The organism is Salinimicrobium soli (assembly GCF_048323655.1).
Taxonomy (GTDB): domain Bacteria; phylum Bacteroidota; class Bacteroidia; order Flavobacteriales; family Flavobacteriaceae; genus Salinimicrobium; species Salinimicrobium soli.
Genome location: NZ_JBLUWW010000001.1, coordinates 250,376 through 265,578, shown reverse-complemented (window position 1 = coordinate 265,578; position 15,203 = coordinate 250,376). Strand labels below are relative to the sequence as shown.

The 15,203-nt window shown below is 42.7% G+C and carries 17 protein-coding genes; 13 read left to right on the top strand and 4 right to left on the bottom strand.

Going from position 1 to position 15,203, the window contains the following annotated elements:
• Nucleotides 1-17: 17 nt before the first annotated feature.
• Genes ACNORC_RS01270 through ACNORC_RS01260 form a run of 3 tightly spaced genes read right to left on the bottom strand, consistent with a single transcriptional unit; the run spans nt 18 to nt 2,561 of the window.
• Nucleotides 18-1,790, bottom strand: a complete 1,773-nt coding sequence (locus tag ACNORC_RS01270; protein ID WP_418333765.1) for a M61 family metallopeptidase — start codon at nt 1,788-1,790, stop codon at nt 18-20.
• Between the two features lie 45 nt (nt 1,791-1,835).
• Nucleotides 1,836-2,045: a helix-turn-helix domain-containing protein gene (locus tag ACNORC_RS01265; protein WP_418333764.1), complete on the bottom strand. Its 210-nt coding sequence runs from the start codon at nt 2,043-2,045 to the stop codon at nt 1,836-1,838.
• 3 nt (nt 2,046-2,048) lie between these two features.
• Complete coding sequence (locus tag ACNORC_RS01260) at nt 2,049-2,561, bottom strand: DUF2975 domain-containing protein (RefSeq protein WP_418333763.1); 513 nt, start codon at nt 2,559-2,561, stop codon at nt 2,049-2,051.
• A 260-nt stretch (nt 2,562-2,821) separates the two neighbouring features.
• Here ACNORC_RS01260 and ACNORC_RS01255 point away from each other — a divergent pair, with 260 nt between their 5' ends.
• The 7 genes from ACNORC_RS01255 to mnhG are packed head-to-tail and all read left to right on the top strand — an operon-like array spanning nt 2,822 to nt 8,564.
• Nucleotides 2,822-5,137: a putative monovalent cation/H+ antiporter subunit A gene (locus ACNORC_RS01255; protein WP_418333762.1), complete on the top strand. Its 2,316-nt coding sequence runs from the start codon at nt 2,822-2,824 to the stop codon at nt 5,135-5,137.
• 10 nt (nt 5,138-5,147) lie between these two features.
• Entirely contained in the window at nt 5,148-5,561 is a 414-nt protein-coding gene (locus ACNORC_RS01250; protein ID WP_418333761.1) for a Na+/H+ antiporter subunit B, read from the top strand.
• 3 nt (nt 5,562-5,564) lie between these two features.
• Complete coding sequence (locus ACNORC_RS01245) at nt 5,565-5,918, top strand: Na+/H+ antiporter subunit C (RefSeq protein WP_418333760.1); 354 nt, start codon at nt 5,565-5,567, stop codon at nt 5,916-5,918.
• Nucleotides 5,915-7,423, top strand: coding sequence for a proton-conducting transporter transmembrane domain-containing protein (locus tag ACNORC_RS01240; RefSeq protein ID WP_418333759.1), 1,509 nt, complete (start codon nt 5,915-5,917; stop codon nt 7,421-7,423). The genes ACNORC_RS01245 and ACNORC_RS01240 overlap by 4 nt, the downstream gene beginning before the upstream one ends.
• A gap of 9 nt (nt 7,424-7,432) precedes the next feature.
• Nucleotides 7,433-7,909: a Na+/H+ antiporter subunit E gene (locus tag ACNORC_RS01235; protein ID WP_418333758.1), complete on the top strand. Its 477-nt coding sequence runs from the start codon at nt 7,433-7,435 to the stop codon at nt 7,907-7,909.
• The gene (locus ACNORC_RS01230; RefSeq protein ID WP_418333757.1) at nt 7,906-8,178 is read left to right on the top strand and encodes a cation:proton antiporter; all 273 of its coding nucleotides are present in this window, start codon (nt 7,906-7,908) and stop codon (nt 8,176-8,178) included. The genes ACNORC_RS01235 and ACNORC_RS01230 overlap by 4 nt, the downstream gene beginning before the upstream one ends.
• Entirely contained in the window at nt 8,175-8,564 is a 390-nt protein-coding gene (mnhG, locus tag ACNORC_RS01225; RefSeq protein ID WP_386779857.1) for a monovalent cation/H(+) antiporter subunit G, read from the top strand. The genes ACNORC_RS01230 and mnhG overlap by 4 nt, the downstream gene beginning before the upstream one ends.
• Here mnhG and ACNORC_RS01220 read toward each other — a convergent pair.
• Nucleotides 8,561-9,010, bottom strand: coding sequence for an MgtC/SapB family protein (locus ACNORC_RS01220; RefSeq protein WP_418333756.1), 450 nt, complete (start codon nt 9,008-9,010; stop codon nt 8,561-8,563). The genes mnhG and ACNORC_RS01220 overlap by 4 nt on opposite strands.
• Nucleotides 9,011-9,042: 32 nt before the next feature.
• Between ACNORC_RS01220 and ACNORC_RS01215 the strand changes: the two genes are divergently transcribed.
• From ACNORC_RS01215 to bioB, 6 genes are all read left to right on the top strand, one after another.
• Nucleotides 9,043-10,191 (top strand): aminotransferase class I/II-fold pyridoxal phosphate-dependent enzyme, encoded by a 1,149-nt coding sequence (locus ACNORC_RS01215; RefSeq protein ID WP_418333755.1) that lies wholly within the window; start codon nt 9,043-9,045, stop codon nt 10,189-10,191.
• A 9-nt stretch (nt 10,192-10,200) separates the two neighbouring features.
• Nucleotides 10,201-10,824 carry a dethiobiotin synthase gene (bioD, locus tag ACNORC_RS01210; protein WP_418333754.1) on the top strand — a complete coding sequence of 208 codons (624 nt, stop codon included), beginning with the start codon at nt 10,201-10,203 and terminating at the stop codon, nt 10,822-10,824.
• 23 nt (nt 10,825-10,847) lie between these two features.
• Nucleotides 10,848-12,131, top strand: coding sequence for an adenosylmethionine--8-amino-7-oxononanoate transaminase (gene bioA / locus ACNORC_RS01205; RefSeq protein WP_418333753.1), 1,284 nt, complete (start codon nt 10,848-10,850; stop codon nt 12,129-12,131).
• A 59-nt stretch (nt 12,132-12,190) separates the two neighbouring features.
• A complete protein-coding gene (locus tag ACNORC_RS01200; protein ID WP_418333752.1) occupies nt 12,191-12,781 on the top strand; it encodes an SET domain-containing protein in 591 nt (196 codons plus the stop codon).
• Between the two features lie 55 nt (nt 12,782-12,836).
• Nucleotides 12,837-14,000 carry a beta-ketoacyl synthase N-terminal-like domain-containing protein gene (locus ACNORC_RS01195; protein ID WP_418333751.1) on the top strand — a complete coding sequence of 388 codons (1,164 nt, stop codon included), beginning with the start codon at nt 12,837-12,839 and terminating at the stop codon, nt 13,998-14,000.
• A gap of 70 nt (nt 14,001-14,070) precedes the next feature.
• On the top strand, nt 14,071-15,159 hold the full coding sequence (gene bioB, locus ACNORC_RS01190) for a biotin synthase BioB (protein WP_418333750.1): 1,089 nt from the start codon (nt 14,071-14,073) through the stop codon (nt 15,157-15,159).
• The last annotated feature ends 44 nt before the right edge of the window (nt 15,160-15,203 follow it).

Below are 15,203 nucleotides of genomic sequence, written 5' to 3'. Positions count from 1 at the left end.
TAATAAAGTTCCAAAAATTACTTTCCGGAAAGCCATTTTTGACGGGCCATAATTTCTTTTTTTCCTGCTTCGGGATCAATACTGATGGTGTAAGTAGGATCTTCAGTTAAAGTAACTACTTTTCTGAAAGTTTGCCCATGCCGCTCAATCAATAACCTAAGCTTTTCTCCAGGTTTATACTTTTCCAGTACAGTGTCAAAACTGTTCTGTTCCCAAACATCTTCACCGTTGACCTCTATAATTCGATCTCCTTTATCCAGGCCAGCTTCGTAAGCCGGGGTGTTCCTTTGGATATTGCCGTAGATGACTGCACCATTTGAATCGGTTTTTACAGAGGTGCCAAAAAAGGCATTTTTGGATGCCCTTTCCAGCTGAAGCCCAACCGTTGCAAATAGATTTTCATAATCCGGCATTTTGCTGTTGTAGATGTAGTTGTTAAAGAAATCTGTAGCAAAATCTTTTCCGGCGTAAGTCACCAAAGTAGCTTCAAGGTCAGAAATGGTATATTGAACTTCTGGTTTACCGAATTTCTGCCAGGTCAGCTTCATAAAATCATCGAGGTTAAGCCCCTTTTTCCGAAGTTTTAGGTCGAGGGCCAACCCGAGAACGCTTCCGTAGGAATAATAGGAAATAAAAGTGTTTTCCCGGTTAACAGGATCTACAGATGTGGCTGCGTCCACAAAAGGCGCCTGATAGCTCATCTCAATGGGATTAAAGAATTCTGTGGCGGGAGAGTTCCAAACATAGTTGAACGTGCCGTTAAGGCTCTCCACATAAGCTTCAGGAGTAAGAAGTCCGGCGCGGGTGAGGATGAGATTGGTGTAATAACTGGTGAAACCTTCGGCAAACCACAAAGCTCCACTCATATTAGCTTCCGTAAAATCAAAAGGTTCCAAAGAATCCGGCCTGATTCTCTCCACATTCCAGGAATGGAAAAATTCGTGGGAGACAGTGGGCAGGTTTTCGGTCATTCCTCCTTCAGAAAGGCTGGTGACATCAGTAAGCACTGTGCTATTGCGGTGTTCCATTCCGTCGCCGGAAACATTCGGCATGTAACAGGCGAGGAAGGTATATTCTCCAAAATCATAATTTGGAAGTTCTTCAAAAACCTCTTTTTCCTGAAGTACGATCTTTTTTACCTTTTCGAAGTACTCTTGGAACTCCTGCTCTGTCCCGGGATGATGGAGAACAAAGCGAATATTCTTTCCGTTCACAGAGAACTCCCGCATATCATAATCACTAATCTCGGTTGGACTGTCCATGAAGTAGTAAAGATCAGGTGCGAAAAAGGTGTTATTTTCAAGATGTTTCAGCTGAGTTGCAATTTTCCATTCAGGGTGTTGGCTGGTGTCAAAACTGACTTCAACAGGTCTGGCTTTTAGCTCTTCCGAATACATGAAAGTAGCCGGAATATTGAGATGTGCATGGGTCTCATCAATTTGTGTATAGGTCCCATCGGCACGGTTTCCGAATAAGATATACTTAATTTTGACGGTACCGTCATGTCCTGTGATCTTCCAGGAATATGGGTCTTCTCTGAATATCTCAAGCTCCTTTCCTTTGCTGTTGTAGGCCTTCACCCCATAGACATTCTTGGAAAATTCGTGAAGAGCATATCTCCCGGGAGACGTCCTGCTCATTCGCACTTCAAAAGTGTCGGATTTAATTTCCGGAAAGGTGGCTTTTATCACTGCCTCATGGTGAGTGGAGTTTTCAAAGGAAATGTTGTAAGTGTTGGTTTGGGAAAAACCGGTTGCTGCAAAAATCAGAAAAATGAACATAGCTCGCATAAAACCTCTTTTTGGCGGTAAATTAAAAAACCTTCTGAGAAGGAACTAATCCTGCTCCTTATATTCAAGAATGTCGCCCGGTTGGCAATTAAGTTCGCGGCAGATAGCTTCAAGGGTTGAAAAGCGCACAGCCCTGGCCTTACCGGTTTTCAAAATAGAAAGGTTTGCTGTGGTAATGCCAATTCTTTCTGCCAGCTCATTGCTTTTCATCCCTCGCTTTTCCAGGATAAGATCTAAATTGATAATTATAGACATAACTTAGACTGTAAGTTCGTTTTCTTCTTTTATTCTGCGGGCATTGTCAAAGATCTTACTCAGGTAAATAAAGAAAAGCCCTATTGCTAAAATGAACCAGAGAGAACCAAAGGAAAGATCCATTTGTATTCCCATCCGCACTTTTTCAGAAAGAAATATTCCTCCTAAGAAATCCAGCACGCCCTGTAAAAGGATTACCAGAATGATCAATTGACCTATCAATTTAAGAGAAGCAATCTGGTAAAGTGTAAAGAGCTTTCCTTTGAAAAAGTTCCTTACCAGCTTCCTCAACAGGTATACCGTGTAAACCAAAAGGCCGCTGACAATGAATTGAGCGATGACAAGACTGATCACTTCCGGGGTAATCATTGATATCTCCCGATGGTTAAGCTCCATAGGGGCAAAATTGTTTCCGAATAAGCCAATGAGAAAGACCAGAAAGGATCCAAAAAAGCTAAAAAAGAGGAGGATTAAACAAACGTCTAAAATGGTCTTCAGAAGAATTGGTTGTTTCATGGGTAATTATTGTTTTTCGATAACAAAATTAGAATTTATTATTGAGAAACGATAATTTTATTTATGATAACTAATTTATAAGGATACTAGGAGACGTGATTCAGAAGGAATCTGTGAATTTGTTAATTTACTGATCTTCTTTCGCAGTCTAACTCAAGACGATGAACTACCGGTGGTGAGTTTACTAAAAATGAAACGCAAGTTTAAAACCTCAGTTTTTACTGTTATATTTGCGTTTCACAGTTTTTTTAACGTTCCCTATGCTAACAGCTATACTTTCGGGTTTTATCTTTTCGATATTTCTGATTTTTGCCGGAAAGTTCTTAAAAGGAAAACTTGCGGTCCTTTCTGCTCTTGTTCCTTTCGGCCTGTTTGTATACTTTTTATCCTTTATTCAGCGAGTTTCTGAAGGGGAGGTGATCAGACAAAATATTGAGTGGGTGCCTTCAATGGGGCTGAATCTTAATTTTACCCTTGACGGACTTTCCCTTCTATTCAGCCTTCTTATTACCGGAATCGGATTTTTAGTTTTTGCTTATACTGCAGCTTACCTAAAGGGAAATGATTATTTAGATCGCTTTTACGGTTATCTGGGAATGTTCATGGGGGCCATGCTAGGGCTCGTACTGAGTGACAACCTCCTGTGTATGTTCATTTTTTGGGAACTTACCAGTATCAGTTCTTTCTTCCTAATTGGCTTTAACAACACCAGTGAGGCCAGCCGTAAATCGGCAATACTTGCGCTGGCCGTGACAGGTTCGGGAGGTTTTCTGCTCCTGGCAGGTGCGCTTTTATTAGGAAGCGTGGCAGGAACTTACAGCCTTAGTGAGATGATGAGCCTCAGCGGGTTCATTAGCGAAAGCCCATATTATCTCGTGATCGTAATTCTTGTTTTTGGAGCTGCTTTCACCAAGTCGGCCCAGTTTCCATTCCATTTTTGGCTCCCGGGAGCCATGAAAGCTCCGACCCCGGTTTCCACTTATCTGCATTCCGCAACTATGGTAAAAGCAGGAGTCTATTTGTTATTAAGATTTACGCCAATTCTTGGAAATCAGGAGGTATGGAATGTAACTCTGATCACGGTTGGTGGAATAACCATGTTCTACGCAGCTTTCCATACTCTTTTCAGAACAGATCTTAAAGGTATCCTTGCCTATTCAACGATCTCTGTACTGGGAGTGCTGGTCTTTTTGATCGGCCTGGGAAACGAGTATGCCCTTACTGCAGCAGCAGTTTATATTATCGTTCATGCTCTTTACAAAGCAACCTTATTCCTTATCACCGGGATCATTGATCATGAAACGGGAACGCGGAATGTAACTGTTCTAGCAGGACTTCGGAAAGTAATGTGGCCGGTGGCTTTGGCAGGTTTTCTGGCAGCCGTATCGAGTGGAGGGATTCCGCCTACAGTAGGTTTCCTCGGAAAAGATCTCATCTATGAAGCTACTTTAGACATGGACAACTGGGGAATGTGGCTGACCATTCTGGCCATTGCCACCAATGTGCTGGTGCTGTATGCCGGTTTCGTTGCCGGAATAAAACCATTTATGGGAGAACTTCCCGAAAAATTCTCTAAGGTTCATATGCCCAGTGTGCTCATGTGGGTGCCTCCAATGATCCTGGCGTTCCTGGGAATCCTGGTGGGAATATTTCCTGTCCTGATCGATACTACAATAGTTAGACCTGTAGTAGATGCTGTTGGAGGCGAAGCAAACCTTCATCTGAAGATCTGGCATGGCTTTACAGAAATACTCGGCCTTAGTGCTATCACCCTTGTTGTTGGGATCGGACTTTATTTCATTCTGAAGCCTTCTGAGAAATGGGAGTCTAGAATTGCAAAACTGGACTTCATAGCACCCAAAAATATTACTCTCTTTTTGAGTTCTCTGTTCCGTGATTTTTCGAACTGGTGGACAAGGATCTTCCAAAATGGCTTTTTACGAAACTATGTATCTACCATTATACTTTTCCTTGTAGTAATAGTGGGGTATTCTTTGCTTACCCAGCAAAATGGCTTCAGGATCGATTTTTCCTCCTTCGATAAAATGACTTACTACGAAATGATCATTATGGGGATCATGTTCCTTTCCATCATTTTTGTTGTAGTGGCAAAAAGCCGTTTAACGGCAGTAGTTGCGATGGGAGTAGTTGGATATGCTATTTGTCTCATGTTCGTGATCTATAGTGCTCCGGACCTTGCGATGACTCAGTTTTCTATAGACACCCTTACAGTAATTCTGTTCGTACTGGTGCTTTCAAGCCTTCCGAAGTACTTGTCCATATCAGATTACAAGATGAGGATCATTGACGGAATTCTTTCACTTTCTTTTGGGCTGCTTATTACCTTAATTGCACTTGAAGTGTTAGGAGAACCGGTAAACAAAGAGATCAGTAATTACTATGCTGACAATGCCTATGTACTGGCCAAAGGAAAGAATGTGGTGAATGTTATCCTGGTTGACTTCAGGGGGGCTGATACGCTTATAGAGATATCAGTGCTGACAGTAGCAGCTTTGGGAGTTTTCAGTTTACTGAAACTTAGGTTGAGAAGAGAAGACAGGGAATTAAAGGACTAAAAAAATAGAGATGAAAACAATCATTTTAAGAACCGCTTCAAATTATATGTTGCCCTTGTTGCTGGTGTTCTCCGTATTCATCTTATTGCGGGGACATTATTTACCTGGTGGCGGCTTTGTTGGTGGATTGATCGCATCTATAGCTTTCGTACTGCATGCATTTGCAAATGGGCTTGAGGATACTAAAAATCTGATAAAATTTCATCCGGGGTTCCTTATGCCTGCAGGATTGGGTATTTCCTTTTTCAGTGGATTGGTGCCGGTACTTTTTACTGATAAATCATTTCTTACAGGGACCTGGTATCCTCACCACCTTCCGGTTATAGGCAGTCTGGGAACGGCCCTGTTTTTTGATATTGGGGTATATCTTGTGGTGGTGGGCGTGACTCTCACTATCATTTTTACAATTTCTGAATCAACATAAGCTATGGAAATTCTTTTAGCTCTTATGATTGGAACTCTTTATGCCGCAGGTATCTATATGATCCTGCGCCGAAGCCTTGTGAAATTGATAATCGGGATCATTTTGTTAGGAAACGGAGCCAACCTGCTTATATTTTTACTTGGCCGCATCGCCAAAGGTCATCCCCCTATAATACCTGAAGGGGCCGAAACTTTTCTGGAAGCTTACTCAGATCCTTTACCTCAGGCACTGATCCTGACCGCCATCGTAATAAGTTTTGGATTACAATCTTTCGCGATTATTCTTGTGAAAAGAGCACATAAAGTGGTCAAGACAGATGACCTTGACGAAATGAATGCAACAGACGAATACTCATGATCGAACAGTTAACTATATTCCCCCTACTACTTCAGATGGCTCTGGCAATTTTGCTGATGTTCTCATGGAGTAGGATAAGCTGGCAAAAAAACATAAGTATCTTTGGAAACATTCTTAATATGGGTGTTTCTGTCTGGCTATTTATCACAGTATGGCAGAACGGAACCCAGACAGTACAGGCAGGAAGCTGGGATGCTCCCTTCGGGATCACCTTTGCGGCAGATACTTTCTCGGCCACCCTCGTTTTGCTGACTTCCTTTGCGGGTTTGGCTGTGTCCAGTTTCTCATCGGGATCTGTTATTCCGGCCCGTCTTAAATTCGGATTTTTCCCAATCTTCCACTTTCTATTACTCGGATTAAATGGAGCCTTTTTGACAGGTGACCTCTTTAACCTGTATGTGTGGTTTGAGATAATTATTATAACCTCCTTTGTGCTATTAACCATTGGGGGAGAAAAAGCCCAATTGGAAGGTGCGGTAAAATATTTTACCCTCAATATTCTCGCTTCAATTGTATTTTTAACGGCTATTGCTGTTCTCTATGGACTTACTGGCAGCCTGAACATGGCCGATCTTGCCTCAAAAGTAGCGGCAGTGGAGAACAGAACTTTGGTTCAGGTGAATGCCTTGCTTTTTCTGGTAGGTTTTGGGATCAAATCGGCAGTTTTTCCTTTGTATTTTTGGCTTCCGGCTTCTTATCATACTCCTCCTTCGGCAGTATCTGCCATTTTCGGTGGACTGTTAACTAAAGTCGGAGTTTATGCACTAATGCGTGTGTTTACGCTCATTTTTGAAGTAGATGCGTTCCTGGAGAATGTTCTTCTTGCGATCGCTGTCCTAACATTATTCAGTGGTGCCATAGGAGCTATTGTTCAGAATAATATCAGGAAAGTTTTTTCATATCTGGTAATATGCCACATAGGGTACATGATCGCCGGTCTCGGGATGATGACACAAGTGGCCCTGGCAGGAGCCATATTTTATCTCATTCATGATATAGTTGTTAAGACTAATCTTTTCATGGTGAGCGGGGTGATTTATAAGATAACGGCAACCCATAGCATGAGAAAATTGGGTGGATTTTATGCTGACTATCCAAAAATGTCACTTTTGTTTGCCATTCCTTTATTTTCACTTGTCGGTATTCCGCCACTTTCAGGTTTTTGGCCAAAATTATCCCTGGTGCTGGCAGGTTGGTCTACAGAAAATTACCTGTTAATAGGAGCTATTTTATTCTCCAGTTTTATAACTCTGTTTGTAATTGTAAAGTTGTGGGGAGAAGTATTCTGGAAAACTGCCGGACAATTGCCAAAACTTCGAAATTTTCCTTATTTTCAGAAACTGACTTGGCCAAGAAAAGCTGAAATGATCATTCCTATCATATTTTTATCGATCATTAGCTTGTATATTGGATTTGGTGCAGAAAATATCCAGTCCCTGGCTTCAAGAATAGCCTTTGAACTGTCCGATAATCAGGAATACATTAATGCGGTACTCAATAAATAGTACGGAGAGATGAAAAACAGGTTTTTAGCAAATATACTTCTCACCTTTATCTGGGTAGCTCTTACCGGAAGTTTTGCCTTTGCAAACGTCGTGTTCGGATTTTTTTTGAGTTACTTTCTGCTTCTGGTTATAACCCGAGGGTCTGGTCGTGCGAGGTATTTTAGAATGGTTCCTAAAGCCATTTCTTTCTTCTTTTTCTTTCTTTACGAGTTAGTGAAAGCAAACCTGCAGGTAGCCTGGGAAATGGGAACTCCAAAGTTTTATATGACCCCCGGAATTGTGGGCGTGCCGCTGGATATACATTCTGATAACGAAATTACGATGTTGGCCAACCTGATCACTCTGACTCCGGGAACATTGAGCCTTGACGTTTCGGAGGATAAAAAGGTATTGTACGTCTATTCAATGTACATTACCAATCGGGAGGATTTTGTGAGAGGTATCAAACAAGGATTTGAAAAACGAATTAAGGAGCTATATTCATGACCCTGAACGAATTTTTATATTTTATCATATTGCCGGTTTTGTCTTTGTCAATTCTGATGGTATTTTTTCGGTTTGTGAAAGGCCCGACCATATCCGACAGGGTGGTGGCTGTTGACCTTTTGGTCACCATAGGGATAGGGGTAATTGCTGTTTATAGTATTTTAACCCATCAGCACACCTTTTTGGATATCGCACTGATTCTGGCGCTTATTGGGTTTTTGGGCACTGTAGCGTACTCCTTTTACATTCAAAAAAGAAAGAATAAATGATCTCAATAACTGTAGCCGTACTGGCCTCTCTGGGTAGCCTTTTTATTTTACTGGCAGCCGTTGGTATTCTTAGGATGCCCGATACCTATTTGAGAATGGCCGTTACTACGAAGGCAGCTACACTTGGAATCGGACTTATTTTGATAGCAGCTGCGGTCTATTTTCATGATCTCTCGACTACAACACGAGTGGTGGCAATCATAGTTTTCATCTTGCTAACCGCTCCTGTAGGAGCCCATTTAATTGGTAAAGCTTCCTATATAGCCGGGAATAAGCTGTGGGAACGTTCCGTGATGGATGATCTTAAAGGAAAGTACAGAAAGACCGGAAGGAAAGTTGGTGCGCCAAGGAATATGAAGGAAAGCAGCGATGAGGATGCTGGTTAGTCCTCCACTTTGTTCTTAGGATCACGATCTAATTTTTTATTGATATAGTTATCCAGAGCACCAAAGATCACATTTACAAAGATGATCATTACCGTTAGAATTGCCAGTTCTTCATAAAATCCAAATGCTGCAAGACAACCAGCACCTGCGCTGCACCAGACTGTAGCAGCAGTAGTGAGTCCGCGAACAGTAGTGCCTTTATGAAGGATTACCCCGGCACCAATAAAACCAATTCCGGTCACTACCTGTCCAAGAACCCGGGTCATATCTACCCCGGGAACATCTCCGAACTTTACAGAAATTACTACAAAAACGGCTGCACCCAAGGAAACCAGAGCATTGGTTTTAAGGCCGGCATTTTTGTTCCGTATTTCCCTTTCTACGCCTATAAGGACGCCGGAGAGTAAAGCTGCCCCTACTCTAAGGGTGAAATCCAATAGATCCATATTATTGTTCCAAAGTTTTACCTTTACGCTCTATGAAGAAGCTTCCATTAAAAGTAGAAAAAAGACTCCAGTTAAGAAAGCAGGAAAATTCCCTTCGCTCATTAGGAATTTGCAGCGACATGGTCGATCTTTCTTCAAATGACTATTTAGGCTTTTCATCAAGTTTAGCAATTTTTCGGCAGGCCGAAAGGATCCTTCAAGACAAAGATGTGTTAAAAAACGGTGCTACAGGATCCCGCCTTCTTACCGGGAATCATAAATTATATGGCTTTGCCGAAGAATATCTATCGGACTTTCACAATGCTGACGCTGCCCTGATCTTCAATTCAGGCTATGATGCCAATCTGGGCTTTTTCGGGAGTGTTCCACAAAAAGGGGACGTGATCTTATATGATGAATTGTCTCATGCTTCGATCAGAGACGGTATTTCATTGAGCAAAGCTCAGGCCTACAAATTCCGTCACAACGATCTTCAGGACCTTGAAGAAAAGATCCTGCGGCTACGGAAAAATGAGGAAACCGAAGTTTATGTAGTGACCGAAGCTGTTTTTTCTATGGATGGAGATATTCCGGACCTGCGAGCTCTTATGGAATTGAGTAAGCGCCTAAATTTCTTATTAGTTATTGATGAAGCTCATTCTACCGGTGTTATTGGAACACGGGGAAAAGGTCCTTTACAGGAGCTTGGGCTCGAAAAAGAGGTTTTTGCCCGTATTCTAACCTTCGGAAAAGCTCTCGGTGCACATGGAGCTGCTATCCTGGGAAGTAAGGAACTGGAGCAGTACCTCATAAACTTTTCCAGAAGTTTTATCTATACTACTGCTTTGCCTCCACATTCTGTTGCTACTATTATCGCGGCTTATCAGCACCTGAATTCTGAAGGCGCCGAAAAAGTAGAGGCTTTATCAAAAAACATTGGGTTATTTAATTCCCAAGTGGTTAAGCTTGGGCTGGAAAATAAATTCATCAAGAGTACCTCGGCAGTACATTCCTGTATAATTCCGGGGAATGAAGCCGTTAAGAAAGTCGCGGCAAAGCTGCAAAAGCAGGGTTTTGATGTGAAACCCATTCTTTCGCCTACTGTTCCTGAAGGGAAAGAGCGGTTGCGATTTTGTCTTCATAGCTACAACACGCCACAAGAAGTGCAGAGTGCCTTATCTTTGCTGGCAGATCTAATTTAGTCTTCAAAAATGGCAAATAACAGATACTTTATAACAGGCATAGGAACTGAGGTGGGGAAAACAATTGCTTCGGCGATCGTGACCGAAGCGCTGCAGGCAGATTACTGGAAACCCATACAGGCCGGAGATTTGGATAATTCTGATACCCATAAACTGAAGGATCTGGTAAGTAACTCAAAGACAGTTTTTCACCCGAACGCGTTTGCCTTAAAAACACCCATGAGTCCTCATGCTGCTGCGGAAATTGACGGTGTCAACCTCACTTCAGAAGAGATCCGGGAACCTCAAACCGGGAATGATCTGGTTATTGAAGGTGCTGGTGGTTTGTTAGTGCCAATCAGCAATACCCAAACCATTGCAGATCTAATTTCACCTGATCATAAGGTGATCCTTGTTTCCCGCCATTATCTTGGAAGTATCAATCATACCCTGTTGACTGTTGAAGCCTTGAAGCACCGCAATCTTAATTGCATTGGGATCATTTTCAATGGTGACGAGAACAAATCAACCGAAGAGATCATTGAACGCATGACCGGATTACCTGTTTTGCTGCGAATAGAGCAGGAAAAATCCTTTTCAGCAGAACTTGTGAGTAAGTATGCTGAAAAGCTCAGAAAACGGCTTAAAGACTAAGATTTAAAGGTTCAGAAAATACTATGAAAAAAGATCTTTCGCTGTCTCTGTCTGAAAGAGATAAAAAACACCTTTGGCATCCTTTAACTCAGCATAAGCTTTCTCCTGAAATGCTGGCAATTGTAAAAGCTAAGGGCGCTGTTCTTTACGATGAGGCGGGTAAGGAATATATTGACGGAATCTCCAGCTGGTACACGGCCATGTACGGGCATTGTAATGAAACGATCACCAGTAAAGTTGCTGCACAAATGACGCAACTGGACCAGGTAGTTTTCAGCGGATTTACACACCGCCCTGCCATTGAACTTTCAGAAGCTCTCATAAATATTCTTCCTTCCAACCAGGAAAAACTTTTTTTCAGTGATAATGGGTCCACTGCTACAGAGATAGGGATCAAAATGGCCCTGCAGTACCACCATAATCTTCGAAACGATCGTAAAGTCATGATGGCTTTTGAAGAAGGTTTTCACGGCGACACCTTTGGCGCCATGTCAGTCTCCGGTTTATCGGTTTATAATGGCGCTTTTGAAGAGCACTTTATAGAGGTGGTTCGATTACCCGTACCAACAGGGGACAATAACGAAGCTGTGTTGAAAAGGCTGGAAGCATTGATTGAAAGTCATCGGATCGCAGGGTTTATATATGAACCCCTGGTGCAGGGTGCCGCAGCTATGAAAATGCATGATCCTGCGGGCCTGGATGCTATTTTAAAGCGTTGTGCTGAAAATGATATTATTACTGTTGCCGATGAGGTAATGACCGGCTTCGGAAAGACCGGGAAAAATTTTGCTTCTGAATACCTGGAAAATCAGCCTGACATTATCTGTCTTTCCAAGGCACTGACTGCCGGATTGTTGCCAATGGCCGTTACCTCCTGTTCGCAGAAGATATATGACGCTTTTTATTCTGAAGATATCGCAAAAGGGCTTTTTCACGGCCATACTTACACAGCCAATCCGTTGGCATGTACTGCCGCCCTGGCCGGAATAGAATTACTGAATTCTGATGAGATGCAACAGCATATAAGAAGGATCGAAAAAGGGCATGAGCAATTCAGAGCAAAACTGGAGTCCCATCCAAAAGTGAAGAATATCAGGCAGCTTGGGGTCATTTTTGCCTTTGAACTGGATGTGGAAATGGAGCGTTATGGGAACCTTCGGAATCAGTTGTTTCAGCATTTTATGGAGCAAGGGGTGTTCCTAAGACCACTCGGAAATACTATTTACATACTTGCGCCTTATATTACTTCCGAAGAACAGATGCAAAAGATCTACACCAGTGTTGAGCTGGCGCTTGAGAAGTTCTAAAATTATTTTTTGCTGAGGGAATGTTGGATTTTGTATTTTAGACTGAAAATCAGTAAAATATGATGCATCCGGATACAGAGCTCCGCTTTATTAATGAGGAAATGGGTTATGGCGTTGTTGCTACCAAATTCATTCCTAAAGGAACTATTACCTGGGTGCAGGATCATCTCGATCAGGTGCTTCCCCCTGAAAAAGTGGAAAATATGCCTGCAACTATTCAACAGGCGGTAGACAAGTATTCGTTTAGGAACAGCAATGGAGACCTAGTGCTCTGTTGGGATCTCGCTAAATATGTCAATCACAGCTTTAATTCTAACTGTATCTCTACGGCCTACGATTTTGAACTGGCAGTGAGGGATATTCATCCGGGCGAGCAGCTAACTGATGATTATGGTTATCTGAATATCAGTGAGCCCTTTAAAGCACAGGATGAAGGTACCGAGCGGGACACCGTATATCCTGATGATCTTTTGAATTATCACCAGGAGTGGGATTCCAAACTTTCTGAGGCGTTTGAATTTTTTGAAGAGGTTAAGCAACCTTTGGCCTTATTGATCCCTTCCGCCACAATGGAGAAGATCAGGAAAAAACTTCAGGAGAACCTTCCTCTAGATTCCATTCTCAGTCTTTACTACCGCGAAAATAATTAGGATCGGGCGGGGCTTTTAAGTTATAGCCCTTATTTTTGCAGAAAAATTGCACTTTTTGAAAACTCCTGTATCTATTATGTCATTTGCTTCCGTTTCCTCTTTAGGTGCCACGCCTGAAGAGATTTGGAAAGCGTATAAAAATTCAGCTCACACCTTCAAAAAACACGATTTTGAAGGCCTTTTTGCCTATGCTGCTTTTCTTCCGAAGGAATTAAAGGAAGAGATAAAGCTTTTAAGACAGGAAAAGCCTTCTTTTAAGGATGTGGATGATTCTGTGCTTTACGCCATCAAAGCATCCAGAATGGCAATAGAAAAAGCGAACTGGAAAAATGGGGACGCTATCGGGATCAATATTGGAAGTTCCCGGGGCGCAACGGCTTCTTTTGAAAAGTACTACGGAAAATTTTTAGCTGACGGGCAGGCAGAAACACTCGCTTCCCCCTCTACTACACTGGGAAATATCTCATCGTGGGTGGCGCAGGATCTTAAAAGTTCAGGACCGGAGATCTCTCACTCTGTTACCTGTTCCACCGCTTTACATGCAATTCTCAACGGAGTAGCGTGGCTTAATTCCGGAATGGCACAAAGATTCCTGGCCGGTGGGAGTGAAGCTTCTTTAACCCCTTTTACAGTAGCCCAGGTGCAGGCAATGAAGATCAGTGCCCGCGATGAGCAGGATTATCCCTGCCAGGCACTGAACCTTGAAAAAAAGCAAAATTCAATGATCCTTGGGGAGGGAGCTTCGGTCATAACCATGGAGGCAGGAATTAATGAAAATGCTGTAGCCTTTATAACCGGAGTGGGTTATGCGACCGAAGAGTTGACACACCCAGTCTCTATTTCAGCTAATGGGGATGCTTTTCAGAGATCTATGAAAATGGCAATTGGAGAATATTCTCTTGATGAGATCGATGCCATTGTAATGCATGCACCCGGTACCATCAAAGGAGATCTTTCTGAAGTTAATGCCATAAAGGCAATTTTTGGAGAGGATCTTCCGGCACTTACCACAAACAAATGGAAAATTGGCCATACGTATGGAGCATCGGGAACTCTAAGCCTGGAACTTGCATTACTGATGCTACAGCACCAGGATTTTATACCTGTTCCTTTTTCTAAGCTTAGTAAAGCGCCGCAAAAACTGAGAAGTATTTTGGTCAATGCCGTGGGCTTTGGAGGCAATGCAGTTTCTATTTTAGTGAGTCTTTCGGGGAAGTAACGGAAAAACTTGTAGTGCAAGACCTCTAACAGAGGCTTTTTCTTTATTTTTGAAATTCAAATTTTGATATATGGCAACCAGACACGATTGGACAAAAGAAGAGATACTTGAAATTTACAACAAGCCTTTTATGGAATTGCTCTATGAAGCGGCAACCATTCACAGGCAACATCACGATCCAAACACAGTCCAGGTTTCAACTCTTCTCTCCATTAAAACAGGAGGTTGTCCCGAAGATTGTGGCTACTGCCCACAGGCCGCCAGATATCACACGAATCTTGAGGGAAATGACCTCATGAACGTGAACCAGGTAAAGGCGCAGGCCTTACGTGCAAAGGCATCAGGCAGCTCCAGAGTTTGTATGGGTGCAGCATGGAGAAATGTTAAAGACGGAGAGGAATTTGACAGTGTGCTGGAAATGGTGCGTTCGATCAATAAACTTGACATGGAGGTTTGCTGTACCCTTGGGATGCTGACCGAGAATCAGGCGCAACGGCTTGCCGAAGCTGGATTATATGCCTACAATCACAACCTTGACTCTTCGGAAGAATACTATAAAGAAGTTATTTCTACCCGCGGATTTGAAGATCGTTTAAAAACGATTGACAATGTTCGAAAAACAAATGTTACCGTGTGTAGCGGCGGAATTATTGGAATGGGAGAAACGGTAGAAGATCGCGCCGGAATGTTGGTAGCTCTTTCTACATTAAATCCGCAACCGGAATCTGTGCCTATTAACGCACTGGTACCGGTGGAAGGAACTCCGTTAGCTGATCAGGAGCAGGTGCCTATCTGGGATATGATCAGGATGGTAGCCACTACCCGAATCGTGATGCCCGAAACTCAGGTGCGCCTTTCGGCAGGAAGAACACAGATGAGCCGTGAAGGCCAGGCAATGTGCTTCTTTGCTGGAGCAAATTCCATCTTTGCCGGAGACAAATTACTTACTACCCCGAACCCCGATGTGAATGAAGATATGGAGATGTTCAGGGCTTTAGGCCTTAATCCGCAAAAACCTTTTGTGAAAAAGGAGCAACCTAAAACAGTTGAAGCCGAAGAATCCCGGTTCCAGAACCTGGGTGAAAAGCCAAAATGGTCCCGCCCGGGGCACAGCATTGAACGAAACCTGGCTGCACAGCAGAAGGTTAAGAAAGCTTAGCAGGTTTTCTTTTTAGGGATAGGAAAAGTTTAAAGCAGATGAAA

Coding starts and splice junctions, on each gene's coding strand:
- ACNORC_RS01270 (WP_418333765.1), bottom strand. CDS start 1,790: ATGCGAGCTATGTTCATTTTTCTGATTTTTGCAGCAACCGGTTTTTCC.
- ACNORC_RS01265 (WP_418333764.1), bottom strand. CDS start 2,045: ATGTCTATAATTATCAATTTAGATCTTATCCTGGAAAAGCGAGGGATG.
- ACNORC_RS01260 (WP_418333763.1), bottom strand. CDS start 2,561: ATGAAACAACCAATTCTTCTGAAGACCATTTTAGACGTTTGTTTAATC.
- ACNORC_RS01255 (WP_418333762.1), top strand. CDS start 2,822: ATGCTAACAGCTATACTTTCGGGTTTTATCTTTTCGATATTTCTGATT.
- ACNORC_RS01250 (WP_418333761.1), top strand. CDS start 5,148: ATGAAAACAATCATTTTAAGAACCGCTTCAAATTATATGTTGCCCTTG.
- ACNORC_RS01245 (WP_418333760.1), top strand. CDS start 5,565: ATGGAAATTCTTTTAGCTCTTATGATTGGAACTCTTTATGCCGCAGGT.
- ACNORC_RS01240 (WP_418333759.1), top strand. CDS start 5,915: ATGATCGAACAGTTAACTATATTCCCCCTACTACTTCAGATGGCTCTG.
- ACNORC_RS01235 (WP_418333758.1), top strand. CDS start 7,433: ATGAAAAACAGGTTTTTAGCAAATATACTTCTCACCTTTATCTGGGTA.
- ACNORC_RS01230 (WP_418333757.1), top strand. CDS start 7,906: ATGACCCTGAACGAATTTTTATATTTTATCATATTGCCGGTTTTGTCT.
- mnhG (WP_386779857.1), top strand. CDS start 8,175: ATGATCTCAATAACTGTAGCCGTACTGGCCTCTCTGGGTAGCCTTTTT.
- ACNORC_RS01220 (WP_418333756.1), bottom strand. CDS start 9,010: ATGGATCTATTGGATTTCACCCTTAGAGTAGGGGCAGCTTTACTCTCC.
- ACNORC_RS01215 (WP_418333755.1), top strand. CDS start 9,043: ATGAAGAAGCTTCCATTAAAAGTAGAAAAAAGACTCCAGTTAAGAAAG.
- bioD (WP_418333754.1), top strand. CDS start 10,201: ATGGCAAATAACAGATACTTTATAACAGGCATAGGAACTGAGGTGGGG.
- bioA (WP_418333753.1), top strand. CDS start 10,848: ATGAAAAAAGATCTTTCGCTGTCTCTGTCTGAAAGAGATAAAAAACAC.
- ACNORC_RS01200 (WP_418333752.1), top strand. CDS start 12,191: ATGATGCATCCGGATACAGAGCTCCGCTTTATTAATGAGGAAATGGGT.
- bioB (WP_418333750.1), top strand. CDS start 14,071: ATGGCAACCAGACACGATTGGACAAAAGAAGAGATACTTGAAATTTAC.